22 protein-coding genes are annotated in these 24718 nt (G+C 60.0%); 9 read left to right on the top strand and 13 right to left on the bottom strand.

What is annotated here, in order from left to right; translation table 11 throughout:
- The first annotated feature begins 77 nt into the window (after positions 1-77).
- Positions 78-992 (top strand): LysR family transcriptional regulator, encoded by a 915-nt coding sequence (locus tag OC71_RS15050; RefSeq protein ID WP_041070581.1) that lies wholly within the window; start codon positions 78-80, stop codon positions 990-992.
- A gap of 141 nt (positions 993-1133) precedes the next feature.
- Here the strand turns inward: OC71_RS15050 and OC71_RS15045 are convergent, their stop codons facing one another.
- The 4 genes from OC71_RS15045 to OC71_RS15030 are packed head-to-tail and all read right to left on the bottom strand — an operon-like array spanning position 1134 to position 3583.
- The gene (locus OC71_RS15045; RefSeq protein ID WP_041070579.1) at positions 1134-1610 is read right to left on the bottom strand and encodes a DoxX family protein; all 477 of its coding nucleotides are present in this window, start codon (positions 1608-1610) and stop codon (positions 1134-1136) included.
- Positions 1607-2365 (bottom strand): DUF2063 domain-containing protein, encoded by a 759-nt coding sequence (locus OC71_RS15040; protein ID WP_041070577.1) that lies wholly within the window; start codon positions 2363-2365, stop codon positions 1607-1609. Before OC71_RS15040 ends, OC71_RS15045 begins: the two co-directional genes overlap by 4 nt.
- Complete coding sequence (locus OC71_RS15035; RefSeq protein WP_041070575.1) at positions 2362-3249, bottom strand: DUF692 domain-containing protein; 888 nt, start codon at positions 3247-3249, stop codon at positions 2362-2364. Before OC71_RS15035 ends, OC71_RS15040 begins: the two co-directional genes overlap by 4 nt.
- A gap of 25 nt (positions 3250-3274) precedes the next feature.
- A complete protein-coding gene (locus OC71_RS15030; RefSeq protein ID WP_007969475.1) occupies positions 3275-3583 on the bottom strand; it encodes a DUF2282 domain-containing protein in 309 nt (102 codons plus the stop codon).
- Between the two features lie 303 nt (positions 3584-3886).
- On the opposite strand from OC71_RS15030, the gene OC71_RS15025 reads away from it, so the two are divergent.
- Positions 3887-5260, top strand: a complete 1374-nt coding sequence (locus tag OC71_RS15025) for a DUF2599 domain-containing protein (RefSeq protein ID WP_041070572.1) — start codon at positions 3887-3889, stop codon at positions 5258-5260.
- Between the two features lie 30 nt (positions 5261-5290).
- Complete coding sequence (locus OC71_RS15020) at positions 5291-6529, top strand: DUF2599 domain-containing protein (RefSeq protein WP_041070570.1); 1239 nt, start codon at positions 5291-5293, stop codon at positions 6527-6529.
- Positions 6530-6683: 154 nt separating this feature from the next.
- On the opposite strand, the gene OC71_RS15015 is transcribed toward OC71_RS15020, so the two are convergent.
- The 5 genes from OC71_RS15015 to OC71_RS14995 form a co-directional block, all read right to left on the bottom strand.
- Positions 6684-7385 (bottom strand): ABC transporter ATP-binding protein, encoded by a 702-nt coding sequence (locus OC71_RS15015; RefSeq protein WP_003222380.1) that lies wholly within the window; start codon positions 7383-7385, stop codon positions 6684-6686.
- Positions 7386-8153 (bottom strand): high-affinity branched-chain amino acid ABC transporter ATP-binding protein LivG, encoded by a 768-nt coding sequence (gene livG / locus OC71_RS15010; RefSeq protein ID WP_007969480.1) that lies wholly within the window; start codon positions 8151-8153, stop codon positions 7386-7388.
- Positions 8150-9406 (bottom strand): high-affinity branched-chain amino acid ABC transporter permease LivM, encoded by a 1257-nt coding sequence (locus tag OC71_RS15005; RefSeq protein ID WP_041070567.1) that lies wholly within the window; start codon positions 9404-9406, stop codon positions 8150-8152. The genes livG and OC71_RS15005 overlap by 4 nt, the downstream gene beginning before the upstream one ends.
- Positions 9403-10326 (bottom strand): high-affinity branched-chain amino acid ABC transporter permease LivH, encoded by a 924-nt coding sequence (gene livH, locus OC71_RS15000; protein ID WP_027614381.1) that lies wholly within the window; start codon positions 10324-10326, stop codon positions 9403-9405. The genes OC71_RS15005 and livH overlap by 4 nt, the downstream gene beginning before the upstream one ends.
- Positions 10327-10556: 230 nt before the next feature.
- Complete coding sequence (locus OC71_RS14995) at positions 10557-11684, bottom strand: branched-chain amino acid ABC transporter substrate-binding protein (protein ID WP_041070565.1); 1128 nt, start codon at positions 11682-11684, stop codon at positions 10557-10559.
- A 352-nt stretch (positions 11685-12036) separates the two neighbouring features.
- On the opposite strand from OC71_RS14995, the gene OC71_RS14990 reads away from it, so the two are divergent.
- Positions 12037-12342, top strand: coding sequence for a DUF2288 domain-containing protein (locus tag OC71_RS14990; protein ID WP_041070563.1), 306 nt, complete (start codon positions 12037-12039; stop codon positions 12340-12342).
- 319 nt (positions 12343-12661) lie between these two features.
- On the opposite strand, the gene OC71_RS14985 is transcribed toward OC71_RS14990, so the two are convergent.
- A complete protein-coding gene (locus OC71_RS14985) occupies positions 12662-14860 on the bottom strand; it encodes a hypothetical protein (protein ID WP_041070561.1) in 2199 nt (732 codons plus the stop codon).
- Between the two features lie 197 nt (positions 14861-15057).
- On the opposite strand from OC71_RS14985, the gene OC71_RS27075 reads away from it, so the two are divergent.
- Positions 15058-15954, top strand: coding sequence for an NAD(P)-dependent oxidoreductase (locus OC71_RS27075; protein ID WP_161794905.1), 897 nt, complete (start codon positions 15058-15060; stop codon positions 15952-15954).
- Here the strand turns inward: OC71_RS27075 and OC71_RS14975 are convergent.
- Both OC71_RS14975 and OC71_RS14970 read right to left on the bottom strand, forming a co-directional pair.
- On the bottom strand, positions 15845-18127 hold the full coding sequence (locus OC71_RS14975) for a bifunctional diguanylate cyclase/phosphodiesterase (RefSeq protein ID WP_041070559.1): 2283 nt from the start codon (positions 18125-18127) through the stop codon (positions 15845-15847). The two genes, OC71_RS27075 and OC71_RS14975, sit on opposite strands and share 110 nt — an antisense overlap.
- Positions 18128-18274: 147 nt before the next feature.
- Positions 18275-18643: a YkgJ family cysteine cluster protein gene (locus OC71_RS14970; protein ID WP_041070557.1), complete on the bottom strand. Its 369-nt coding sequence runs from the start codon at positions 18641-18643 to the stop codon at positions 18275-18277.
- Between the two features lie 302 nt (positions 18644-18945).
- On the opposite strand from OC71_RS14970, the gene OC71_RS14965 reads away from it, so the two are divergent.
- On the top strand, positions 18946-20295 hold the full coding sequence (locus tag OC71_RS14965; protein ID WP_041070555.1) for an MFS transporter: 1350 nt from the start codon (positions 18946-18948) through the stop codon (positions 20293-20295).
- A gap of 185 nt (positions 20296-20480) precedes the next feature.
- Here the strand turns inward: OC71_RS14965 and rapA are convergent, their stop codons facing one another.
- Complete coding sequence (rapA, locus tag OC71_RS14960) at positions 20481-23327, bottom strand: RNA polymerase-associated protein RapA (RefSeq protein ID WP_041070553.1); 2847 nt, start codon at positions 23325-23327, stop codon at positions 20481-20483.
- A 253-nt stretch (positions 23328-23580) separates the two neighbouring features.
- Here rapA and OC71_RS14955 point away from each other — a divergent pair, with 253 nt between their 5' ends.
- The 3 genes from OC71_RS14955 to ccoM all read left to right on the top strand — a co-directional run bounded on the left by OC71_RS14955 (position 23581) and on the right by ccoM (position 24457).
- The gene (locus OC71_RS14955; protein WP_003222394.1) at positions 23581-23922 is read left to right on the top strand and encodes a hypothetical protein; all 342 of its coding nucleotides are present in this window, start codon (positions 23581-23583) and stop codon (positions 23920-23922) included.
- Positions 23923-23941: 19 nt separating this feature from the next.
- Positions 23942-24196 carry a hypothetical protein gene (locus tag OC71_RS28320; RefSeq protein ID WP_152620447.1) on the top strand — a complete coding sequence of 85 codons (255 nt, stop codon included), beginning with the start codon at positions 23942-23944 and terminating at the stop codon, positions 24194-24196.
- A gap of 147 nt (positions 24197-24343) precedes the next feature.
- Positions 24344-24457 carry a cytochrome c oxidase subunit CcoM gene (gene ccoM / locus OC71_RS28625; RefSeq protein ID WP_041070550.1) on the top strand — a complete coding sequence of 38 codons (114 nt, stop codon included), beginning with the start codon at positions 24344-24346 and terminating at the stop codon, positions 24455-24457.
- Positions 24458-24718 lie beyond the last annotated feature (261 nt).

The following is a 24718-nucleotide window of genomic DNA, read 5'->3' as shown; positions in this document are numbered from 1 at the left end:
GGTTTCAGTCTAGAGTGGTTTTTTCCGCGGATAAGCGCACTAATAGGCAACCTTTGGTTTTCAAATGGAAACAATCCATGAGCGAAATGGATGATCTGGCGGCGTTCGCGGTGTTGATCGAGGCCGGCAGTTTTACCTTGGCGGCACAGCAACTGGGTTGCAGCAAGGGCCAGTTGTCCAAACGCATCAGTCAGCTGGAAGCACAGTTTTCCGTGGTGTTGCTGCAACGCACCACGCGCCGCTTGACCCTGACAGCGGCGGGCGCCGCATTGTTGCCGCAAGCCCAGGCGCTGGTGGTGCAAGTGGAGCGGGCACGTCAGGCGTTGGCGCGTTTGAAAGACGACATGGCCGGTCCGGTGCGGATGACGGTGCCAGTATCGCTGGGGGAAACGTTTTTTGACGGCTTGCTGCTGGAGTTCTCGCAGAAGTATCCCGAGGTGCAGATCGAGCTGGAGCTGAACAACCACTATCGCGACCTGTCCCGGGACGGCTTCGATCTGGCGATTCGCTCCGAGGTGGCCAATGACGAGCGGTTGGTGGCCAAACCCCTGCTGGCGTGGCAGGAGTTGACCTGCGCCAGCCCGATATACCTTGAACAATTCGGCGAACCGCTGACCCCGCAGGAGCTGGCCGAACACCGCTGCCTGCTCAACAGTCATTACAGTGGCCGTGAAGAATGGCTGTATCACCAACAGCACGAATTGCTCCGGGTGCGGGTGTCGGGGCCGTTCGCCAGCAACCATTACAACCTGCTGAAGAAAGCCGCCCTGGCCGGCGCCGGTATCGCACGGTTGCCGTCGTATCTGCTGCAAACGGAACTGGCTGACGGCCGGTTGCGCTGGCTGTTGCGCGATTTTCAGACGCGCCGGATGCCGATGTATCTGGTGCACCCATACCAGGGCGGCTTGCCCAAACGCACGCAGGTGCTGGCGGATTATCTGATTGGCTGGTTCAAACGCAGCGGCGAGGCGCTGGATCGCCTGGCGCATTGACCACGATGCCCGTGATACCCGTGATACCTCTGTAGGAGCTGCCGAAGGCTGCGATCTTTTGACCTTAAAAATCAAAAGATCGCAGCCTTCGGCAGCTCCTACAGAGACATCAGAGACATCAGACATCAGAGACATCAGACATCAGCGTTTGTAGTAACTGGCGATCAGGTGATCAATCGACAATCTGCCCGGCCCGGTCGCCATCAGGTACAGCAACACCGCCGCCCAGGTGCCATGGGTCGGGTAGGCATCGGGATAGACGAACACCTCGATGACCAGCGTCATGCCCAGCAGCGCCAGCGCCGAAAATCTCGTGGCGAAGCCGATCAATATCAGCACCGGAAAAAAGTGTTCGGCGAACGCTGCCATGTGCGCGGCGATTTCCGGTGACAGCAGCGGCACAGTGTATTCGCTCTGGAACAACGGAATCGTCGAGTCCGCCAAGCGTGGCCAGCCGAGTTGAAAGGTGCCGTCGACCAAGTCGATGGCCAGTCCCTCGACCTTGGTCTGCCCGGACTTCCAGAACACCGCGGCAATCGAGAACCGTGCGATGCAGGCGATCAGGCTGTGGGGAATCTTTTCCATTAGCCCGATGGCGCGAGTGATGAGGTTGTTCATGGCGATACCTTGTTGTTCAGGTCGGTGATGGCATGGTGGCCGATCAGCAGGGCGAGGGTCTGCGGCAGATCGAAGGGCGGGCTGTCTTGCGCCGCTTGCAGCAGCGGTCGGTGATGGAGCAGATGGCGGATGAATACGCTGGCGCCGTAATCGAGGGCAAAGACCTCGACCTCCAGACCGTTGCGCAGCACCAGTGCGTGTTGCCCTTGATGAATATCGATACCCGCCAGTGTGGTGTCTTGCTGGTGCGCGGCCCAGATCGAAACCACTGCGTAGGCGGAGTCGAGCAGGTGCAGCGAGGGGTGCAGGGCGATGTGCAGTTCGGCCAGTGTTTGCGGATCGGCCAGTGCAGCGCTGATCTGTTGCGCACTGACTGTTGCCGCATCGGCGGCGTGATAGGCGAGTGTGCGCAAGCGTTCGAGCCGTGCGACATCGGCGAGATACGGCACCCCGGCCGCCGGTTCGAATGCATCAATGAAGTCCGCCAGTCCGTCACCATAACGGCTCATCAACGGACTGTGCGGCGGCTGCTGCTGGATGAAAATGCCGGCCATACCACGGAAAAATTCCTCGCCGACCAACTGCTGCACCACCGGATAACTGTCGGCCAGCGCGTTGATCAACGAGCCTTGCACGTTATTGCGATACACCGCAAAACGGCTGGCAGGATCTGCGCCGTTGGCGCTGCACAGGCCAGCGGGGCAGGGCAGGCGAGTGTCGAGCAGGGCGGCGCTGAAGTCGGCTTGAGTGCTCATGGCTGACTCCTTGAGCGCCGCAGCAACGCTTCGGCCTGCTGCGCCTCGGCCAGCAGCACGTTGAACGTCGGGAGGTGATTGTCCCGTTCGATCAAGGTTGCCACCGGGCCAACGCGTTCGAGCGCCTGTCGGTATAGCGCCCAGACTGCGTCATCAATCGGCGCGCCGTGATCATCGATCAGCAAGCGGTCGCCGAGGCTGTCGGCATCTTCGGCGAACCCGGCCAAGTGAATCTCGCCGACGGCGTGCAAAGGCAGTGCGTCGAGGTAGGTCAGTGGATCGCGTCGATGGTTTATGCACGAGACGTAGACGTTGTTGACGTCAAGCAGCAGACCGCAGCCGCTGCGACGGATCACCTCGGCGATGAACTGCGGCTCATCGATGGTCGAGCGCTCGAAGCCGAGATAGGTCGCTGGATTCTCCAGCAGCATCGGCCGCTTGAGGCTGTTCTGCACTTGATCGATGTGTTCACAGACGCGGTTCAGTGTCGGCGTGTCATACGCCAGCGGCAGCAGGTCATTGAGGAACACCGGGCCGTGGCTCGACCAGGCCAGGTGTTCGGAAAAGGCTTGCGGTTGATAACGCTCGATCAGTGTTTGCAGGCGTTGCAGGTGTTGCAGATCCAGTGGCCCTTCGGCCCCGATCGACAGCCCGACGCCGTGCAGCGACAGCGGATACTGCTCGCGGATCAACCCGAGAAAATGATGAAACGGACCGCCGTCGACCATGTAGTTTTCGGCGTGGACTTCAAAGAAACCGATGTCCGGTTGGGTGCCGAGCACTTCACGAAAGTGCCCGGTCTTGAGTCCCAGCCCCGCGCGGGGCGGGAGCCCGCAGAGGGCTGCCCGAGTGCGCAGTGGGACAGGTTCGTTGAGGGTGAACATGAGCGTCACTCGGGCAGGTCGTGGATCAGGACTTGGCTTTGAAGGCTTCCATCTGACCGAAGCCGGTCGGCGAGGTTTTGCTCTCGGTGGTGGTGCAGGTGCCTTTTGGCACGAACTTCCAGGAGTTGGCCTGGTAATCCATTTTCGCGGTGCCGGCACATGTGGTGCCTGCGCCCGCGGCGCAATCGTTGTGACCCTTCATGGCCACACCGAAGCATTTTTCCATGTTGCTGTTGTCGGCGGCATTGGCGCTGGAAACGGCAGTCATGCTCAGGGCGGAACCAAGAGCCAGAACCAGTGCAGCGGCGGACAGGGTACGAGTGGTAGCAGTCATGATGTTTCTCCAGATTTGAGCTTGGGTTTTACAAGCGAAGTGCGCTTGCTTACCCCACTAGAGAACGCCCATGGCGATGCGTTACAGCGCCACCGAAATTTTTCAGAAAAAAATGCAAAACCCTGTAGGAGCTGCCGCAGGCTCGGGCCGCGATCGGACGATCTTTTGACTTTGATTTTAAAACCAGAAGCCAGATCAAAAGATCGCAGCCTGCGGCAGCTCCTACAGGGGATTTCTGTGGTTGCGCGTCTATAGTCATTGCAACGGCCCCTGTCACAGGCCGATTTACCAGGACGGTATCTCATGACGAAGGATCGCTCAGCCCGCGCTGTGCTATTGCGCACGGCTTCATCTTTTACGCTCGCCTGCACGCTGCACCTGCTGTCTGGCACGGTTTGCGCGCAGACGCAGATTGATCCGCTGGACACGCTCAAGCGCATCAACCACAACTACAACACCCTCAAGGACAGCTGTCAGGAACCGGATACCGGCGCCGCGCGCGGGCTGTATTACTGCAGCGGCGTGACCCTGCGCATGGTCAATGACGGGCCGTTCAATCCGTGGGATTACAGCCCTTATGCAATCAAGATCGGCGCGACGTCCTACTCGTGGATTCGCAAGGATCTGAGCACGCGCATTCTCATTCACCCGGCCGGTTTCATCCTGCGCACACCCACTGATGCAGCGGCGCTGAAGCTGCCGGTCAAGGAGCAAGGCTTCACTTGCATCTATGCGTTTGATGGCGGTACCGGGCCGGAGCGCAAGTGGTATGGCTGCGGCTTCTTCGACAGCCGCGAACCGCCGCGTGCGGCGCAAGGCACGCTGAACAACCGCAATGCCGCACTGGCCTACGGCACTTGTGCCGAGGCGGGTGTCACCACCGCCGAGCAGTGGACGCAGAAATACACCGGGCTGATGAAGGGGCCGATCCAGTACAGCCAATGTTCGTGGAACGCGGAAAAACCCAGCGACTGGCACGCGATGATCCGCGTGCATGAGTCGCGCCCGAACACCACCAACAAGGACCCCTTTGCCTTCAGTGCCCAGGTCAACGAGTTCATGTTGAAGAACGCCACCGCGAGCAACGACGGCAGCGAAAACATGAAGTACATCGATGCCTTTATCTACAACGTCAACAGCACGCAGAACTTCGCCACTCGCGGAGATCAGGCGCCACCGAAACCGGAGAACGGCTTGAACAGCGCGCGCAATTTCCAGAAAAAACTTCAGGCCCAGGGCTACAGCGTGCCGATCCTGCGCCTGGATTTCACCCAGCCTGCGGAGCGGCGTTTCAGCTATGTCGCCGCCGATCAGGCGATCGACGAAATGGTGGTGGGTGGCGCCCCGGTGCCGCAATACATCGCCTCCGCCAACTGGGTCAAACGTTACGACCCCGGCACCCGCAAGGATGAATGGAGCCTGAGCGTTGTGCCCACGGCAGCGGGGCGCGCCTTGCCCGGTGAGCAGGTCGACGCTCTTTACGATCAGTTGTTCGCCCTCAAGGGGCCGGACAGCAACTGGCGCGACAACGAAAAGTCCGCTGGCAGCATGCGTCAGCAACTGCGCTGCGTGCTGGTCAATTACCGCAACAAGACGCCATGGAACCTGGAGCCGTTTCGGCCGGCGTTGTCGGACAGCGAGACTCGCGCCTCGGGTTGCAACCCGGTCCCGCGTTGAGTGTGTTGGCTAATCAAGGAGATGCAAGCCATGAAGAAACGTTTGAACAGGATCGCCCCGTTGCTCGTATTGCCGCTGTTGGTGCATGCGGCATGGGCCAGTGCCGAGTCATGCGACGAGACGCTGAGGAAGGTGGAAAAGCTCTATAACAATACCGTCGACAGTTGCGGGCAGGACCCCGCATCGGACTGCTCGGGGCTGCTGGTGCGCGGCACGCACCGCGCCGATCCGGCCAAGGGGCAAAAGTGGGACGTCTGGAACCCCAGCCCGAAAGCCGTGGAGCTGGGCACGTTTGCCGCCTCGTTCATGCGCGCCGACGGCATCAGTTATGAAGACCCCGGCATGAGCACGCAGAACGGCTACCTGATTACGCCACGGGATCTGGTGAAAGACCCCGAGACGCCGGTGCATGTCTATTGCGCGTTTCCCAACGATGCCTGGACCGACTTTCGCAACGACCGTGGCTGTGGCGACAACAAGAACACCGCCCCGACCGAAGCAGTCTGTCAGGCCATGAAACCACCGATCACCACGCCGAATGCCTGGGTCGCGCACTTCACCCAGTACAACAACAATCGCCAGCAGGATCAGTTGCAGTGCGGTTTCAACATGCGCAATCCGATGAGCAGCAAAGAGCGGGTCGATGCCTTTCGCAATTTCATGGGCGCGCGCAAAGTCATCAACAGCCGCGAGTTTCAGACTCAGACCGAGCTGCGTCTGGGTAACCCGAAAACCGATGAGCTGCCGATTCTGGCGTTCTTCTACAGCGATCAGCGCGGTCTGAACGATGCGTTGGCCAATCAAAAGGACTACAAGGCCAAGACCGGCAAGGATCGCAATATCATCAAGATCGACTTCCCGAAAACGCCGGTCGCCAAGGCTTCTTTCTCGTGCATCCAGACCTCGACGCCGGCCGCACCAAAATTTTGCGACAAGTACATCGAGTCCAGCACCTGGGTGCAGCGTCCCGATCCGAAACTGGGGCCGAACACCTGGTCGCTCTCGGTAGTGCCGACCGCGTGCGGGCGGGCAATCAAGGACGACCAGACCGACCGGATGTTTGCCGAGCTGTACAACAAGCACAAGGACGATGCGCAATGGCGCGAGTACAGCGTCAATGGCGGGTCGTTGCGGCGGCAGATGGTTTGTCATCTGGCGGCAACCTACGAGGGCAAGCCAGTGCGCAACAAGCCTGAGTGGAACCTTGAACCGGCGCGTCCGTATGTCGATCAGGCCACCGCTGTAGCCCAACACTGCAACCCGTACTGACGGCGCTTCCCTGTAGGAGCTGCCGCAGGCTGCGATCTTTTGATCTTGCAAAAGGCAAAGTCAAAAGATCGCAGCCTGCGGCAGCTCCTACACGGGGGATGTGTGAGGTATAAAAAAACGGCCCGAAGGCCGTTTTTTTGTTCAGCGAAAAGCCTCAACCGCCGAGGTACGCCTCGCGCACTTTCGGGTCGGTCAGCAGCGCTTCACCAGTACCTTGCATGACCACGCGGCCGTTCTCCAGAACGTACGCACGGTCAGCGATTTTCAGCGCCTGGTTGGCGTTCTGCTCGACCAGGAACACCGTTACACCGTCCTTGCGCAGTTGTTCGATGATGTCGAAGATCTGCTGGATGATGATCGGTGCCAGGCCCAGCGATGGCTCGTCGAGCAGCAGCAGTTTCGGCTTGCTCATCAGCGCGCGGCCGATGGCGAGCATTTGCTGTTCGCCGCCGGACATGGTGCCGCCGCGCTGGTTGAAGCGTTCTTTCAGGCGCGGGAACAGGCCGAGGACCTTGTCCATCTGCTCCTGATAGTCGCCCTTGTCGGTGAAGAAACCGCCCATCGACAGGTTCTCTTCGACGGTCAGCCGGGCGAATACCCGACGACCTTCCGGTACCACGGCGATGCTCTTGCGCATGATCTGCGACGAGTCCTGGCCGACCAGTTCCTCACCCATGTAGCGGATGCTGCCGCTGTGCGCCTGCGGCGAACCGCAGAGCGTCATCAGCAGCGTGGACTTGCCGGCACCGTTGGCGCCGATCAGGGTCACGATCTCGCCCTGACGGACTTCGACGTTGACGCTGTGCAGGGCCTGGATCTTGCCGTAGAAGGTGGAAACGTTTTCGAACTGCAGCATTTACGCTTCCCCCAGGTAGGCTTTGATCACTTCAGGATTGTCGCGGATCTGTTCCGGCGTGCCATCGGCCAGCGGTGTGCCCTGGTTGATCACGACGATGTGGTCGGAAATGCTCATGACCAGTTTCATGTCGTGTTCGATCAGCAGCACGGTCACGTTGTGCTCTTCACGCAGCACGCTGATCAGCGCCTTGAGGTCTTCGGTTTCCTTCGGGTTCAGGCCGGCGGCCGGTTCGTCGAGCATGAGGATCCGCGGACGGGTCATCATGCAGCGGGCGATTTCCAGGCGCCGTTGCTGACCGTAGGCCAGGGTGCCGGCGGTACGGTTGGCGAACTCTTTCAGGTTGACCTTTTCCAGCCAGTATTCGGCGTACTCCATGGCCTCGCGCTCGCTCTTGCGGAACGCCGGGGTCTTGAACAGACCGGACAGGAAGTTGGTGTTCAGGTGACGGTGCTGCGCGATCAACAGGTTCTCGACCGCCGTCATGTCCTTGAACAGCCGCACGTTCTGGAAGGTGCGCACCACGCCCTTGAGGGCGATTTTGTGCCCCGGCAGGCCCTGGATGGGCTCGCCGTCGAGCAGGATGCTGCCGCCCGATGGCTGGTAGAAACCGGTCAGGCAGTTGAACACGGTGGTTTTGCCCGCGCCGTTCGGCCCGATCAGCGCCACCACTTGTTTTTCCTTGACGGTCAGGGCCACGCCATTGACCGCCAGCAAGCCGCCGAAGCGCATGCTCAGGTTTTCGACTTTCAGGATCTCGCGGCTCATTTTCGCAACTCCATGTGTGGGCGTTGCATCGGCAGCAGACCTTGTGGACGCCAGATCATCATCAACACCATCAGCGCACCGAACATCAACATCCGGTATTCGCTGAATTCACGCATCATTTCCGGCAACAGGATCATCACCACGGCCGCGAGAATCACGCCCAGCTGCGAGCCCATGCCACCCAGCACAACGATGGCGAGAATGATCGCCGACTCGATGAAGGTGAACGACTCCGGTGTCACCAGCCCCTGACGGGCGGCGAAGAAGCTGCCGGCGAAGCCGGCGAAGCTCGCGCCCAGGGTGAACGCCGACAGCTTGATCACGGTCGGGTTGAGGCCAAGTGCGCGGCAGGCGATTTCGTCTTCACGCAGCGCTTCCCACGCACGGCCGATCGGCATGCGCAGCAGACGGTTGATGATGAACAGCGCCGCCAGTGCCAGCAACAGAGCAACCAGGTACAGGAAAATCACCTTGTTGATCGAGTTGTATTCGAGGCCGAAATACTCGTGGAAGGTTTGCAGGCCTTCCGCCGCTTTGCGTTCGAAGGTCAGGCCGAAGAACGTCGGTTTCTCGATGTTGCTGATACCGTTCGGACCGCCGGTGATGTCCGTCAGGTTACGCAGGAACAGCCGGATGATCTCGCCGAAGCCCAGGGTCACGATCGCCAGATAGTCACCGCGCAGACGCAACACCGGGAAGCCCAGCAGGAAGCCGAACGTCGCCGCCATCAGGCCGGCAATCGGCAGGCAGATCCAGAAGCTCAGGCCGTAGTAGTGCGACAGCAGCGCGTAGCTGTAGGCGCCGACGGCGTAGAAGCCGACGTAACCCAGATCGAGCAGACCGGCCAGACCGACGACGATGTTCAGGCCGAGGCCGAGCATCACGTAGATCAGGATCAGCGTGGCAATGTCCACCGCGCCACGCGAGCCGAAGAACGGCCACACCAGTGCACCGAGGATCAGCGCAATGATGATGTAGCGTTGCGTGGTCGGCAGGGTCAGGAAGTTGCTGGCTTTGGCCGGGATCAACGGCAGGCCCGGCGAGGATTTCCACGCCTTGCTGATCTGCTGGTTGAACAGCACCCGCAGGAACATCAGCACCGAGCACACGGCGATGGTCGCCAGAATGGCCGGGCTGGTGCCGTGCACTTCGAGGTTGATGCCGACAATGGTCAGTTTCAGACCGAGTACCGGGTAGGCCACGGCCCACACCAGCAAGGCACTGAACAGTGCCTGTTTAAGATTCCTAGTCATACTTTCTCAACCTCCGGACGGCCCAGAATGCCGGTCGGACGGAACAACAGCACCAGAACCAACAAGCCGAAAGCCACGACGTCCTTGTACTGGTCGCCGAAGATATCGGCGCCAAAGGCTTCCGCCACCCCGAGCACCAGCCCGCCGAGCATGGCGCCGGGGATGCTGCCGATCCCGCCGAGTACCGCAGCGGTGAAGGCCTTGAGGCCGACGAGGAAACCGGCGTTCGGGTTGATCACGCCGTACTGCATGCTCAGCAGCACAGCCGCAACGGCTGCCAGCGCGGCACCGATGACGAAGGTCAGGGCGATGATGTTGTTGGTGTTGATGCCCAGCAGGTTGGCCATCTTGATGTCTTCGGCGCAGGCGCGGCAGGCGCGACCCAGGCGAGAGCGGGAGATGAACAGCGTGAGGCCGAGCATGGCGACCAGGGTCACCACGAACACCACGATTTGCATGTAGGAAATCAGCACTTCATGTGCGCCACCTGGCCCGATGGAGAAGTTGCCGGGGATCAGGTTGGGGATGGATTTGTCCTTGGAGTCTTGCGCGAGCAGAACCGTGTTCTGCAGGAAGATCGACATACCGATCGCGGAAATCAGCGGAATCAGACGGTTGCTGCCGCGCAGGGGGCGGTAGGCGATCCGTTCGATGCTGTAACCGTAGGAACTGGTGACGACGATGCTCGCGATGAACGCGGCGGTCATCAACAGCGGGACGTTGTCGATTCCCATCATGGCCAGCCCAGCGATGGCGATGAACGCCACGTAGGAACCGATCATGTACACCTCGCCGTGGGCGAAGTTGATCATTCCAATGATGCCGTAGACCATCGTATAGCCGATGGCGATCAGGGCATACGTGCTGCCAATGGTCAGGCCATTAACCAGCTGTTGGAAGAAGTGATAGATGTCAGGCATTACAACGCTCCTAAAAACCTGATACGCATTTCACTGGTGGAGTCATTTTCCCGCCCGGCCCCGTGGATCTTTATCCACTTCGAATCCGGGTTTTGCCAGCGAACCGCTGATGACGGTTTTGAGATTTTCAGGTGGGGAGACTGGCGGATCACGCCAGCGCGGCCCATACATTCGTAAAACAAAGCCCACGGCACGCCGTGGGCTTTATTGGCAGTCAGTCAGGGCGCGCCTTACTGAGGCGAAACTTCAGTTTTCGGTTTGCCGAAGTGCCACTCGTAAACCACAAATTTGAAGTCCTTCAGGTCGCCCTTGGCGTCGAAGCTCAGGTCGCCGGTAGGGGTCTTGAAGGTGCCGGCGTGAATGGCTGCGGCCACTTTGGCTGCGTCTTCGGACTTGGCTGCCTTGATGCCTTCGGCAATCACTTCAACCGCCGAGTAGGAAGGGAACACGAACGGGCCGCTCGGGTCTTCTTTCTTCGCCTTGAACGCATCTGCCAGGGCAACGTTGGCCGGATCCTGGTCGAAGGATTTCGGCAGGGTCACCAGCAGGCCTTCGGAGGACTCTTTGGCGATCTGCGAAATGGAGTCGTTACCCACGCCTTCCGGGCCCATGAACTTGGCTTTCAGGCCTTTTTCCTGGGATTGACGCAGGATCAGGCCCAGCTCCGGGTGGTAGCCGCCGTAGTAAACGAAGTCGACGTTGGCTTGTTTGAGCTTGGCGATCATCGAGGAGAAGTCTTTGTCGCCGGCGTTGACGCCTTCGAACACGGCGACTTTCACGCCTTTCTTCTCAAGAGTCGCCTTGACGGCGGTGGCGATGCCTTCACCGTATTGCTGTTTGTCGTGCAGTACGGCAACGATTTTCGGCTTCACGTGATCGGCAATGTAGTTACCGGCGGCAGGGCCCTGGGCGCTGTCCAGACCGATGGTGCGGAAGACCATTTTGTAACCACGGGCGGTGATGTCCGGGCTGGTGGCAGCCGGGGTGATCATCACCACGCCTTCGTCTTCGTAGATGTCCGAAGCAGGCTGAGTGGAGCTGGAGCACAGGTGACCAACCACGAACTTGACGCCGTCGTTGACGACCTTGTTCGCGACCGCTACGGCTTGTTTCGGATCGCACGCGTCATCGTATTCAACGGCTTCGAGTTTCTTGCCGTCGACGCCGCCCTTGGCGTTGATCTGCTCGATGGCCATTTTCGCGCCACTGAACTGCATGTCGCCGTATTGGGCTACAGGACCGGTTTTAGGGCCGGCGATACCGATCTTGATGGTGTCAGCGGCGAACGAATGGCTGGCAACCCCGGCCAGAACCATAGCGGCAAACAGTTTGGAAATCTGCTTAGTAGCCTTAGTCATAGTGCTCCACTCTTACTGTTGTAATTTTTTTGAGTTCTGGCGCCGTAGCAGCAGAACCGGGTCAGATATCTTGGCGATACCCTCCGGAAATGCCCCCGGCAACTGTACCGGTACAGTGTAGAGCGCCGGTTGTTGGCCTGGGAAGCTGGCGCCAGGGGGCAAAACTTGTGGGTGTCGCATTTTTGAATGAAAAAGACAGAATTGCGGCGGGGCTTTCGGGGGGCTTATGCCCCAAACAGCAGCATTCCTTGGCGTTCCTGCTCTTTTCGTTCGGTGAAGCCATTTGCAACCGGGTTTTTCTGCCGAACCACCGACGTTATCATTCGCGTCGATTTCTTTTCCGGACAAACCCATGAATCAAGAACCTAGCACCCTCTATGCCAAGCTGCTTGGTGAAACCGCATCTATTACCTGGAAAGAGCTGGAGCCGTTCTTCGCCAAGGGTGCCCTATTGTGGGTCGACCCGGCCCTGGATTTGATCGCCGCTGCCGAGGCCGTGGCCTCGGATGATGGCGAGAAAGTCGCCGCCTGGCTGGCCGAAGACAAGGTCGCCAAGCTGTCTGAAACGCGGGCGCTGGATATTTTCGAGCGTGATCCGCAGATGTGGGCGGTGGTGGTAAGGCCGTGGATTCTGGTCCAGGAAAGGGCGCAGGCCTGAGTGTGTGCACCTTGATGGTGCGCTCGTTGTGCGCCGGAAAGTGTGTAGCCGAGTAGCGTGATGGCACGTTGCCGTAGAGAAAGGCCACAAGCGTGCGTGGCCTCACGGTGACGTAAACGTAACGGGAACAGTTTATTGAGCAGCCTGAGGGCTGCTTAATTGTTTCTGGATGTTGGAAGGGCTGAGATTTTCAGGGAATTTGCGGGCCCCATCGCTGGCAAGCCAGCTCCCACAGGTTGTGTGGTGTTCACAAATGGTTGTGTTCACATGGACCCGGTGGGAGCTGGCTTGCCAGCGATTGGGGCGACTCGGTCGTCAATCAGACCGAGTAAGTCTTCCCGGTATGGTTATTCAGGGAAATAACCTTGGTCTTGCCGATGCGGTGACGGTAGATCTCGCGCAGGTACTTGATCGACTTCTTCACGCAGTCGCGCGACAGGCGAATGTCGTTGATCGAAACAAACTTGTCCTTGTCGTTGATCAGTTCGCGGTATTTCTTCTCGTACATCGGCTTGATCGCGTACCAGTTGGTGTCGAGGATCTTCGCCGGGTTTTCGAACTCGTTGAGCAGGTCGTCGATGCGGTCTTCGTCAAAGTCTTCATTAATGATGAAGTCGAGGATCGAGTTGTCCAGGGTCTCGTCGAAACGGTACGGGGTCTTGGCGAAGCAACGCTTGATGAACGCCACGATCAGGGTCAGGAAGTCGTCCGACAGGCACGGACTCTTGGCGATCAGGGTGGTCAGCGACAGGTTGGCCGACGCACCGATCACCAGCGCATAACGCTTGAGCGTGGTGTTGGGGAACAGGCTGTTGAGGTGGGTCTTCAACCGGTTCAGATCCATGTAGGACAGCTTGTAGTCTTTCGGCAACGAAACGATCGACACCACCGACGAGCAGTTCTTGAAGAAGTGCAGGTCGTGCAGTGCGGCGGCGTCGTAGCCGGAATTCTTGTACTGCTCCAGCGACGCGCGATAGCGCTTGGATTCGATGGGCAGCAGGCTGATGCCTTCGATGGCCTGGGTGACCTTGTTGAAGTGCGGCAGGTCGATCGAGCGGAAGAACAGGTCGTCGATGTTCAGGCGCTGCGGCTCTTTGTCGAAGACCTTGAACTTGTCGCTACTCGGCGGCGGGGTTTCCGGCACCACCGATTCGGCGTAGGCAATCGCCACCGGGCCGGCCAGGCTCATGAACAGGTCGTTGGCGTCGAGGCGAATGGTTTCGCCGATGTCGATGCCGGCGCGACGGAAGTAGTTCTGGTCGTAGTCGGTGGTCACCGCCTGCGCCGTCAGAATGTTGAAGATCTGCTGCGAGATGTACTGGTTGGCGTGCTTTTCCATCGCATTGACATCAATGTTCTGGATGTTGCCGTCATCGCTCTCTTCGGCGTAACGCATGATGTCGTTGGAGATCAGCATCATCGCGTTCCAAGGGCGAATACGGCCCATGACGCTGGCTTCGCTGCTGTCTTCATTGGCGAAGTTGTAGGAGAAATCCCATTCTTCCGACAGGTATTTGCACAACAGGCGTCCGGCGTTGATGTGTAGCGCCTCGGACATTTCGCTGCGGTGATCGGAAATGTTCGGCAGCACGCAGATGCCGCTGGTGAAGATCGGCTCGAACACGAACGAATGCCCGCTCTTGCCGTCGTGCTCGTCCATCGGCTTGGTGTCGAACGTCTTGTTCATGTACGAGTGCTGCTGGGCCAGGCCGAATTCCGAAGCCATGCCCGAGCCGGTACCGCCGCCGGCACTGAAGATCGAGAAGTAAAGGCGCGACTGGTTGGCCTTGATGCCGCAGCTGTCGATCAGGTACGAGTGGATCATTTTCCAGTCAGGGCTGGAGAAGCGCTGGGTGTCCTTGTTGAGGATGATCTTGGCCAGGTACTGGCCGAGGATCGGCGCGTTACCGGCGCCACCGGCATGGACTTCGGACAAATCCATGATCTTCATTTTGCTGTAGTCACGCAGAAAGCCGCTTTTCTCGCCCTTGCGCGAGAACCGGATGCGCCCGGCGATGTCCTTGTCGAGGTCGCCGAGCATCACCAGCGGTTCGACCAGGAACACCGGTTTGCTCGACTTGTTCGGGCCGATCCGCAGATTCTGCTTGATCCACTGGGCCGGGCTGTAGCCCTTGTCGGCCAGACGCCGGTCAGCGGCGCGGTCTTCGTTGTTGAATTCGTTGAGGTAGAACTTGCGCGCGTTGTACACCAGCTCCGCGACGTCGAGGGCGATGTTCGAGCCGCAGCGACCGAGGCCGATCAGGCATACCGACGGGAATTCCTGGTCGTTGTGCTGTTCGTTGTCGCCTTCCAGGTGCGGCGGGCGCGGGAACACCAGATCGCGCAGCCCGTCCAGGTTGTCTAGGATGCGGTCGGTGTTGGTTTCGGTGTAATACAGATATTGCTGAGTGCCCAGCGGGCGCGAAGGAGGCAATGGCTTCATCGGAGCCGGGCTGTTCGCCGCAGGGCTCAGGGGCAGATCGGATACCGCAGTGGCCGGATTGTTTTTAGAAGTCATTGTGCGCCATATACCTGGACAGGGTTGGCTCGGCGACCGTTGTCATCGAGCCTCACGGAAAGAGGATCTCGCGTCTTTGACTGCGCGTATTTGGCCCGGGCGTCAGGGGCTTGGCCTGATCGTCGCGCGGGGGAATCCTTTCCTGATCGTTCATGAATCGGCCATTATTCGGTGATCTTTAATCGAAAAGAGGCAAAATGATGTCAACGCTACCTTCGTTGGGCTTTGCCGGAATCGGCCTGATGGGCTTGCCGATGTGCCACCGTTTGCTGGCGGCGGGCTACCCGTTGACCGTGTGGAACCGCAACCCGGCCAAGTGCGCGCCCCTGGTTGAAGCTGGCGCCCGGCAGGTGGCGACTCCAGCCGAGCTGTGCGAACACGCGGACGTGGTGATGCTGTGTCTGGCCGATACGGCGGTGGTGCGCGAGGTGGTGTTTGGCACTGGCGGCGTTGTTGAAGGTGCGAAAAACGGCCAGTTGCTGGTGGACTTCTCCAGCCTCGAACCGACGGCTACTCGCGAGATGGCCGCCGACCTGGCAGGCAGAACCGGCATGGCCTGGCTTGATTCACCGGTGTCCGGCGGCGTGGTCGGTGCCGAGGCGGGCAGCCTGGCGATCATGGTCGGTGGTGCGGTGACGGATCTGGATCGGGTGCGCCCGGTGCTGCTCAGCCTCGGTCAGCGTGTCACGCACATGGGAGGCATCGGCGCCGGGCAGGTGACCAAGGCCTGCAACCAGATGATTGTTGCCTGCAACGCGTTGGTGATTGCCGAAGTGGTGGCGCTGGCCGAGCAGGCCGGAGTCGATGCGCGTCTGATTGCCGAGGCGCTGGCCGGTGGTTTTGCCGATTCGAAACCGTTGCAGATCCTCGCCCCGCAAATGGCCGAGAGCCGTTTTGAACCGGTGAAATGGCACGTGCGCACGCTGCTCAAGGATCTCGATACGGCGGTGAAATTCTCCCGCGAACAAGGCTCGGCCACGCCAATCAGCGGATTGGCCGCACAACTGATGCGCCTGCATGGGGCGCAGGGTTTTTTGCAGAAGGATCCAGCGACTCTGGTACACATGTACCGCGCGCCAGACTCAGTGGATTGACCACATGCGCGTGTTTGCGCTGGTTGATTTCCTCCAGCACCGGACGGAGTTCATCCAGTGGCACCGGGCGGCTGAGCAGATAACCCTGAATGAAGTCGCAGCCCGAACGTTCGAGAAACTCGTATTGCTCCAGGCTTTCCACGCCTTCGGTCACCACCTGCAAGTGCAGGGTGTGGGCCATGACGATGATCGCCTGGACGATCTCCATGTCGGCTGTCGCCGCAGGAATGTCGAGGATGAACGAGCGGTCGATTTTCAGCGTATTGAGCGGCAGACGTTTGAGGTAGGCCAACGATGAGTATCCGGTGCCGAAGTCGTCGATCGACAGCGATACGCCGAGGGCCCGGATCTGCCGTAACAGCACCAGCGTGTTGGCGATGTTGCCCATCAGGGCGTTTTCGGTGACTTCCAACTCCAGCCGTTCCGGCGCGACGCCAGCGCTGCGCAGTGCACTTTCGATTTCGTTGGCCAGTTCTTCCCGGGCGAGGTTGAGCGGTGAGCAGTTCCAGGCGATTTTCAGTTCGTTGCAGCCGTGGCGCGTCAGTTCGCCGAGGTCGGTGCAGGCCCGGCGCAACACCCAGTTGTCCAGTTCGGCGATCAGGCCGTTGGTTTCGGCAATCGCGATGAAACGGTCCGGGGCCAGCAGGCCATGCACCGGATGCTGCCAGCGAATCAACGCTTCGAGTTTGGTCACCCGGCCGGTCTTCAGTTCGAAGATGGGTTGGTAATACAGCGTCAGCCCGTGGTCTTCACGCAAAGCCTGGCGCAGTTCCTCTTCCAGTTGCAGTTCGAGGCTGGCGCGGGTCTTCATGTTCGAACTGAAAAAATGCAGGCCGTTACGCCCGGCACCCTTGGACTGATACAACGCCAGATCGGCGTGCTTGAGCAGTTCTTCGCAGCTGGTGCCGTCGTCGGGGAACAGGCTGATACCGATGCTGGTGGTCATCACCATACGACGTCCGGCCAATTCGATCGGCTCCTTCATTTTCTGCATGATCCGTTGCGCCATGCTGCGCGCTTCCTCGCGGTCGTGCAGGCCGATCAGGATGCAGAACTCGTCACCGCCAAAGCGTGCGACCACGTCTTCATGGCTGCGCACCGAGCCTTTGATGTGGTTGGCGATGACTTTGAGCAGGGCGTCGCCGGCGTCATGGCCGAGGCTGTCGTTGATTCGCTTGAAGTGGTCGATGTCGAGAAACATCACCGCGAGCATGCCGCCTTCGCTGGTTTTCTGGCTGAGTTTCTCGGCGAAGATCTGGTTGAAACCGCGACGGTTGATCAGGTTGGTCAGGGCGTCGTAATTGGCCACTTGTTGCAGCGACATCCGAGCCTGATCGAGCTGGCTGAGCAGGGCATTGACTCGGCGCAGATCCTGCTCCTTGCTTTGCAGTTTCTTGTCGGCCAGTGCCGCGCTGATCGCGCTGCCGAGAATCAACAGTGTGATCAGCGCGATGGTCAGGCCCAGTTGCAGGTGATTGGTTTCGGCACTCAAGGTCGGCGTGGCGCCTTCGGGCAACACCAGATGCAACGCGGCCATCCCGGTAAAATGCATGCTGATGATGCCGGCGCCGAGGATGATCGCGGCGGTGTATTTGAACAGTTGATGAAAACGCCCACTGCCTTCACGCAAGTAACCGGCGACCCACAGCGCGGCGAAACTGGCGCTGATCGCAATCACGATCGACAGGCAGAACAACAGCGGCTCGTAATAGGCGGTGGCCACCGAGTGCATCGCCGCCATGCCGACGTAATGCATGCCGGCGATGCCCAAGCCAATGACGATGGCGGTTTTCAGGTAATGCACCCGTGAGGGATGGGGCACGCTCAGGGTGTGCATCGCCAGCCACGAAGCGAGCAGGGCGATCACCAGGGAAAACAGGGTGGTGGCCAGTTCGTAATGGATTTCGATCGGTGTCTGGAACGCCAGCATGGCAATGAAGTGCATCGCCCAGATACCGCCGGCCAGGCAAGTGGCGCCGATCCAGCGCCAGACCCGTTGCGAGCCCGGGTCTTCGGCATGGCCGACCCGCTCGGCCATGTCGAGGGTGGCAAAACTCGCGGCGCAGGCGACCAGATAAGCCACCAGCACCAGCAAGGGATTGTGTGTGCAATCGAGAATGACCTGCCCGCCGTCCGGCAGCTCGGTAACAAACTGCAAACCAAGCCACTCCATAGCATCCCCGTCTCTGAAGTCGTCCCTTCTGCGTCAGAAACGCAGGCGAATGAGAGGAGTATAGAGGCGGTTTTTATCGTGCAAGCGATAGTGGCATATTGGCGCCAACCATTTCGGCATGAGCCTCATAGCGATTGGCGCTAAGCGTCAGGCGCTCTGGTCGTAGGGGATCTGATTCCAGTCCTTCTCGAGGGGCGGCAAGCCGAAGCGGGCGCGGGCCTTGTCGCAATCGACATTCTGTTCGCCGTTCTCCCAGGACGATTCGAATTCGCGGCAGGGGCTGGAGCGCTGCTCATAAATCGAGCACTGCACCTGACTGCCCACCTCGCCGACCAACGCCGTACAACGCGGTGATTTGCAGTCGGTGCCGTTCATCGCCACCCGGCTGGGGCTGATCTGCGTCACCAGCTCATCGGGCACTGTGCCGCCGGAGGAGGCGCATTCACCCCAGAAAAAAGACACGCGAAAATGGGAACAGCAGGCACCGCAATTCAGACACGGACTGACTTCGGACATTAGGAGGGCATCAAAGGGGTTGATCGGCGAATCCGGACGGATCCGGCGGCTATTCTAGGCTTCGCCATGAACTTGGGAAGGGGGGGCGTGAAAGTATTTTTTTGTAGCCGGGTTTTGCCGCTAAACCCCCGGTTTACGGGGGATTGCCGCGTTATCAAGGGCTTACGTTTCTTTACAGTGCCATGGCTCATTATCAGCTTGACGAATGATCACAGACAGCTACGCACCGCCTGTCTAGATTGCAGGTTCCGGGCTCGGATGCGTCGGCAGTGAAGCCCTCATAACAATAAAGAGACGGACCCATGCAGAACTCGACCCAAGCGGCGAATGCCTGGCGCATTCTGTTCCTGTTGTTCCTTGCCAACCTGTTCAACTTCTTCGACCGCACCATTCCGGCGATCATCATCGAGCCGATCCGCATGGAGTGGCACCTCAGTGACTTTCAACTGGGGATCGTCGGTACCGCGTTTACCCTGGTTTATGCGATTGCCGGTCTGCCTTTAGGCCGCATGGCCGACACTGGCTCGCGCAGCAAACTGATGGGCTGGGGCCTGGCGACCTGGAGCGCACTGACGGCGGTCAACGGCCTGGTTGGCAGTTTCTGGAGCTTTCTGTTGGTGCGCATGGGGATCGGCATTGGCGAAGCCAGTTATGCACCGGCCGCCAACTCGCTGATCGGCGACCTGTTCCCGGCGCACCGCCGGGCGCGGGCCATGGGCATTTTCATGCTCGGGCTGCCCTTGGGATTGTTGCTGGCGTTCTTCACCATCGGTGCGATGGTCAAGGCGTTCGACAGCTGGCGTGCGCCGTTCTTTATCGCGGCGGTGCCGGGGCTGATCCTCGCGGTGTTCATGTTCTTCATCAAGGAACCCAAGCGCGGCGCGGCGGAAACCGTGCAGGTGTCCCAGGATAAAGTCGACAGGCCGATCCGCCGTGTCCTCGCCGTGCCGACATTCCTGTGGCTGGTGATGGCAGGCTTGTGTTTCAACTTCGCCACCTATGCCTGCAACTCGTTTCTGGTGCCGATGCTGCAGCGGTATTTCCTGATGCCGTTGCAGGACGCGGCGGTGGCAACCGGGGTGATTGTGGGGATCACCGGGTTGATCGGCCTGACACTCGGCGGCTGGCTCGCTGACAAGATTCATCAGCGAGTCGCCAACGGCCGGCTGCTGTTTGCCGGCTTCAGTCTGATCATCTCGACCCTGTGCACGGCCTGGGCGTTGCACGCCGGACGGGTCGAGATTGGCGTGTTCGTCGCGGTGTTCAGCGTCGGCTGGCTGTTTGCCTACAACTTCTACACCTGCGTGTACACGGCAATTCAGGACGTGGTCGAGCCGCGCCTGCGAGCGACGGCAATGGCGTTGTTCTTCGCCGGGCTGTACTTGCTCGGCGGCGGATTGGGGCCGGTGGTGGTGGGGGCCTTGTCCGATCACTTCGCCAAGTCGGCGATGCTTTCGTCGGGGGCTGAGCAGATGACCGAGGCGTTCAAGGCTGTCGGGCTGCATGACGCGATGTATCTGATTCCGGTGGCGCTGTTCTTGACCATGGTGTTTCTGTTTCTGGCCGCGCGGTGTTTTGTGCGGGATGCGCAGCGGATGAAGGAGGGGTTGGTGGCAGTGGTTGAGCCTGATGTTTCTGTGGCGACTGCATGATTGCTATCGCTGGCAAGCCAGCTCCCACAGTGACCGAGTCACACGCATAATTTGTAAACACTCCAAACCCTGTGGGAGCTGGCTTGCCAGCGATGGGGCCATCAGCATCAGCTGATAAATACCATGCAAACAAAAAGGCCCGCATCACTGCGGGCCTCTTCATTTATAGCGGTAGAGCAAGGGGCTTAACCCGCCACCAGTACCCGAATCGCTTCCAGACGCAGCGCCGCTTTATCCAGCATCGCCAGACCCTGTTCACGCTGCTGGCGCAACGCATCGAGTTCGCTGTCGCGCACGGTCGGGTTGACCGCTTGCAACGCGGTCAGGCGCGCCAGTTCTTCTTCGGTGTCGGCTGCCAGACGGCGCCGGGCCTCGGCCACGCGCTCGGCGTGACGCGGAGTGACCTTGTCTTCACCCGCGTTGATCCGAGGCGTCAGCTGATCGCGCTGGGCCTGGATGAACTTGTTGGCGCTGGCGCGAGGTACGCTTTCCAGTTGATCGTTGAGGGTTGCGAACGAGACCCGTGGCGACAGGTCGTTACCGTTGGCATCGAGCAGGCAGCGCAAGGCGGCCGGTGGCAGGTAGCGGCCCAGTTGCAGCGAACGCGGGGCAACCACTTCGCTGACATAGAGCAGTTCCAGCAGCACGGTGCCCGGTTTCAGTGCCTTGTTCTTGATCAGCGCGACGGCGGTGTTGCCCATCGAACCGGACAGCACCAGGTCCATGCCGCCCTGCACCATCGGGTGTTCCCAGGTGATGAACTGCATGTCTTCGCGCGACAGCGCCTGGTTGCGGTCGTAGGTGATGGTCACACCTTCGTCGTCGCCCAGCGGGAAGCTGGCGTCGAGCATCTTCTCGCTCGGCTTGAGGATCAGGGCGTTTTCCGAGTGGTCTTCGCTGTCGATGCCGAACGCATCGAACAGGGTTTCCATGTAAATCGGCAGGGCGAACTGGTCGTCCTGTTCAAGGATCGCCTCGACCAGCGCATCCCCTTCGCCAGCACCGCCGGAGTTGAGTTCCAGCAGACGGTCGCGACCGGTGTGCAGCTCTTGTTCCAGACGCTCGCGCTCGGTGCGGGCCTCGTCGATCAGTGCTTGCCACTCGCCGTCATCGGCTTCTTCGAGCAGCGGCAGCAGGCGCGGGCCGAACTGATGCTGCAAGGCGTTGCCGGTCGGGCAGGTGTTGAGGAACGCGTTCAATGCTTCGTGGTACCACTGGAACAGGCGCTCTTGCGGGCTGGTTTCCAGGTACGGCACGTGCAGTTCGATGATGTGCTTCTGGCCGATCCGGTCGAGACGACCGATGCGCTGCTCGAGCAGGTCCGGGTGCGATGGCAGATCGAACAGCACCAGATGATGGGCGAACTGGAAGTTGCGACCCTCACTGCCGATTTCCGAGCAGATCAGCACTTGCGCGCCGAACTCTTCGTCGGCGAAGTAGGCGGCGGCGCGGTCACGCTCAAGGATGTTCATGCCTTCATGGAACACCGTGGCCGGAATGCCGGAACGCACGCGCAGGGCATCTTCCAGGTCCATCGCGGTTTCGGCGTGGGCGCAGATCACCAGCACTTTGGTGCGCTTGAGCATTTTCAGCTGATCGATCAGCCACTCGACGCGCGGGTCGAATTTCCACCAGCGCTCTTCTTCGCTGGCGTCCGGCTGGGCCTGGAAGCTGACTTCCGGGTACAGCTCGGCGTGATCGCCCAGCGGCAGTTCGAGGTATTCGTCCGGGCATGGCAGCGGGTAAGGGTGCAGTTTACGCTCGGGGAAACCCTGCACGGCGGCGCGGGTGTTACGGAACAGTACGCGGCCGGTGCCGTGGCGGTCGAGCAGCTCACGCACCAGACGGGCGCTGGCTTCGCTGTCGCCATCGTTGACCGCGGTCAGCAAGGCTTCGCCTTCGTTGCCGAGGAAACCGTGGATGGTCTTGTGCGCTTCGGGCGACAGGCGTCCCTTGTCGAGCAGCTCCTGCACGGCTTCGGCCACCGGGCGATAGTTCTCGCTCTCGGCGCGGAACGCGGCCAGGTCATGGAAACGGTTCGGGTCGAGCAGGCGCAGACGGGCGAAGTGGCTGTCCTGACCGAGTTGTTCCGGGGTCGCGGTGAGCAGCAGTACACCGGGAATCACTTCCGCCAGTTGCTCGACCAGCGCGTACTCCGGGCTGACCTTGTCTTCATGCCACACCAGGTGATGGGCTTCGTCGACCACCATCAGGTCCCAGCCGGCGGCGAACAGTGCATCCTGCGCCTTCTCGTCTTCGACCAGCCATTCCAGGGCAACCAATGCCAGCTGGGTGTCTTCGAACGGGTTGGTGGCATCGCTTTCAATGAAGCGTTCTTCGTCGAACAGCGCGACCTGCAGGTTGAAGCGGCGGCGCATTTCCACCAGCCACTGGTGCTGCAGGTTTTCCGGCACCAGAATCAGCACGCGATTGGCGCGGCCCGAGAGCAGTTGGCGATGGATCACCAGACCGGCTTCGATGGTTTTCCCCAGACCCACTTCGTCTGCCAGCAGAACCCGTGGCGCGATGCGGTCGGCGACTTCACGGGCGATGTGCAACTGGTGCGCGATCGGTTGCGCACGCACGCCGCCCAGGCCCCAGAGCGAGGACTGCAATTGGCGGCTGGTGTGTTCCAGGGTGTTGTAGCGCAGGGAGAACCATGGCAGCGGGTCGATCTGTCCGGCGAACAGACGGTCGCTGGCCAGACGGAACTGAATGAAGTTCGACAGCTGGGTTTCCGGCAGGGTGACGGCTTCGTTCTGCCCGTTGAGACCGTGATAGACCATCAGCCCGTCGACATCGTCGACTTCGCGCACGGTCATCTTCCAGCCTTCGAAGTGAGTAATGGTGTCACCCGGCGAGAACCGAACGCGGGTGAGGGGCGCATTCCGTAGCGCGTACTGGCGGGTTTCGCCAGTGGCCGGGTAAAGCACGGTCAACAAGCGGCCGTCCTGTGCCAGAACGGTGCCTAAACCAAGCTCTGCTTCGCTGTCACTGATCCAGCGTTGCCCCGGTTGATACTGCTGCGCCATGCTGCCTGACTCCCACCTTGAAAAAGCGGGCTATCTTAACGGAATGCAGGCCTCCAGACCAAAGGTTTACGAGTGTAGGAGCTGCCGAAGGCTGCGATCTTTTGATCTTCGGGAACGCTTGCGTTCTACGGTGTTCCATTAAAGATCGCAGCCTGCGGCAGCTCCTGCAGTGCCAACCCGATCACAGATTTGCGACGGATGGCTCAAGGCGCCTTTGCCGCAGCCGATAGCCTGCTGACAGGAGACCCTTTATATGCTGCCACCGATGCTCCCCCTGAGCGCTGTGCCGATCACTTCCCAGCAGGATCCGATTCGCCAGCGGCCGGACATTCCTCCGGTGGTGCCGGTGCAGGAAAGCTCCAACGAAAGCACGATCGACCTGCAAAAGCGCGACCCGGAAGAGGACCGTCTGCTGGCGCGCGAAGAACAGCGCCGTCAACAGGAACGCGATCGGCGCCGTCGCGAAGCCGACGAAGACCCGGAGGAGCATCTGGCCGTGCCGGGGACCGAGCTCAATGCCGACAACACTGTGCCGGTGGTGCCGCTGATGGAAGATCAGCCGCGCCAGGGCTTGTGGGTCGATATCGAGATCTGAGTCCGCCGATTTACACGAATTGTTGTCGGGTGCTGGTGTCAGGCTGCATGATTGGCGCAGCCCTGCCGCTGATGCGGCAGTTGTGTTTTCTTCAAATGATGCGCTGAACGCCATGAGCCAAGATGAAAAACTGATCGACCTCGGCACTGAACGCGCCAAGCGTGTGCATGATCTCAACGAAAAGCGCCTGAACGAAGTGCGCAAGGCCTTCGAGCAGGCCATGCCGTTGGGAAAAAACCAGAAAAAGCCGAAAAAGAAACCGAAAAAGCGTTGATCTTCCCCTGCATCCTTTGATGCAGGTCAGTTATTTCCCGCCTTTATCCTCTGTGTTGACCGGACTTGATCCTGGTCAATTTCTGCGCCTGCGCGATTGGTTAACTTAGCTCCATCGCAGCAAAGCAGGGGCCAGGAGGCCACAGTCATGTTTTTCGATAACGTGGTGTTTGCCGGGGTTCTGACCGTAGGTCTCATGGTTCTGTTTTTTGCAGGGTTTGGATTTTTTATCTGGAAGGACGCGCATAAGCGCAAGAAGTAGTCCTTTCTGGATTGAATGAGCACGCAAGGCATTTTGGGCGACTTCGGTTGCCCTTTTTTTTTGTCTTGGCGGCCTCTGGGCCGACCATGTTCTTGGGGTTCTGGGTGTAGATCCGTTTCTGCGGGTGTTGCTTATTACGGTTCCGCCCTTACGGCGGGTCACCTTTTCCAAACGCCGAAAAGGTAACCCAAAAGGCTTTACCCTGACGTTCGGCCCTCGCTTAGGCTCGGGTTCCTTCGCTACGGGATTCATCCGGGGGCA

The organism is Pseudomonas sp. W15Feb9B (assembly GCF_000828175.1).
Taxonomy (GTDB): Bacteria; Pseudomonadota; Gammaproteobacteria; order Pseudomonadales; family Pseudomonadaceae; genus Aquipseudomonas; species Aquipseudomonas parakoreensis.
This window is presented reverse-complemented; position numbering and strand designations above follow the sequence as displayed.

What these genes read in the sequence shown, in the direction of transcription:
- OC71_RS14965 (WP_041070555.1), top strand. Translation starts at nt 18,946, where the DNA reads ATGCAGAACTCGACCCAAGCGGCGAATGCCTGGCGCATTCTGTTCCTG.
- OC71_RS15015 (WP_003222380.1), bottom strand. Translation starts at nt 7,385, where the DNA reads ATGCTGCAGTTCGAAAACGTTTCCACCTTCTACGGCAAGATCCAGGCC.
- OC71_RS15005 (WP_041070567.1), bottom strand. Translation starts at nt 9,406, where the DNA reads ATGACTAGGAATCTTAAACAGGCACTGTTCAGTGCCTTGCTGGTGTGG.
- OC71_RS15030 (WP_007969475.1), bottom strand. Translation starts at nt 3,583, where the DNA reads ATGACTGCTACCACTCGTACCCTGTCCGCCGCTGCACTGGTTCTGGCT.
- OC71_RS15035 (WP_041070575.1), bottom strand. Translation starts at nt 3,249, where the DNA reads ATGTTCACCCTCAACGAACCTGTCCCACTGCGCACTCGGGCAGCCCTC.
- OC71_RS14970 (WP_041070557.1), bottom strand. Translation starts at nt 18,643, where the DNA reads ATGTCCGAAGTCAGTCCGTGTCTGAATTGCGGTGCCTGCTGTTCCCAT.
- OC71_RS14985 (WP_041070561.1), bottom strand. Translation starts at nt 14,860, where the DNA reads ATGACTTCTAAAAACAATCCGGCCACTGCGGTATCCGATCTGCCCCTG.
- OC71_RS27075 (WP_161794905.1), top strand. Translation starts at nt 15,058, where the DNA reads ATGATGTCAACGCTACCTTCGTTGGGCTTTGCCGGAATCGGCCTGATG.
- OC71_RS15040 (WP_041070577.1), bottom strand. Translation starts at nt 2,365, where the DNA reads ATGAGCACTCAAGCCGACTTCAGCGCCGCCCTGCTCGACACTCGCCTG.
- OC71_RS15020 (WP_041070570.1), top strand. Translation starts at nt 5,291, where the DNA reads ATGAAGAAACGTTTGAACAGGATCGCCCCGTTGCTCGTATTGCCGCTG.
- ccoM (WP_041070550.1), top strand. Translation starts at nt 24,344, where the DNA reads ATGTTTTTCGATAACGTGGTGTTTGCCGGGGTTCTGACCGTAGGTCTC.
- rapA (WP_041070553.1), bottom strand. Translation starts at nt 23,327, where the DNA reads ATGGCGCAGCAGTATCAACCGGGGCAACGCTGGATCAGTGACAGCGAA.
- OC71_RS15050 (WP_041070581.1), top strand. Translation starts at nt 78, where the DNA reads ATGAGCGAAATGGATGATCTGGCGGCGTTCGCGGTGTTGATCGAGGCC.
- livG (WP_007969480.1), bottom strand. Translation starts at nt 8,153, where the DNA reads ATGAGCCGCGAGATCCTGAAAGTCGAAAACCTGAGCATGCGCTTCGGC.
- OC71_RS15045 (WP_041070579.1), bottom strand. Translation starts at nt 1,610, where the DNA reads ATGAACAACCTCATCACTCGCGCCATCGGGCTAATGGAAAAGATTCCC.
- OC71_RS14975 (WP_041070559.1), bottom strand. Translation starts at nt 18,127, where the DNA reads ATGGAGTGGCTTGGTTTGCAGTTTGTTACCGAGCTGCCGGACGGCGGG.
- OC71_RS14995 (WP_041070565.1), bottom strand. Translation starts at nt 11,684, where the DNA reads ATGACTAAGGCTACTAAGCAGATTTCCAAACTGTTTGCCGCTATGGTT.
- OC71_RS15025 (WP_041070572.1), top strand. Translation starts at nt 3,887, where the DNA reads ATGACGAAGGATCGCTCAGCCCGCGCTGTGCTATTGCGCACGGCTTCA.
- livH (WP_027614381.1), bottom strand. Translation starts at nt 10,326, where the DNA reads ATGCCTGACATCTATCACTTCTTCCAACAGCTGGTTAATGGCCTGACC.
- OC71_RS14955 (WP_003222394.1), top strand. Translation starts at nt 23,581, where the DNA reads ATGCTGCCACCGATGCTCCCCCTGAGCGCTGTGCCGATCACTTCCCAG.
- OC71_RS14990 (WP_041070563.1), top strand. Translation starts at nt 12,037, where the DNA reads ATGAATCAAGAACCTAGCACCCTCTATGCCAAGCTGCTTGGTGAAACC.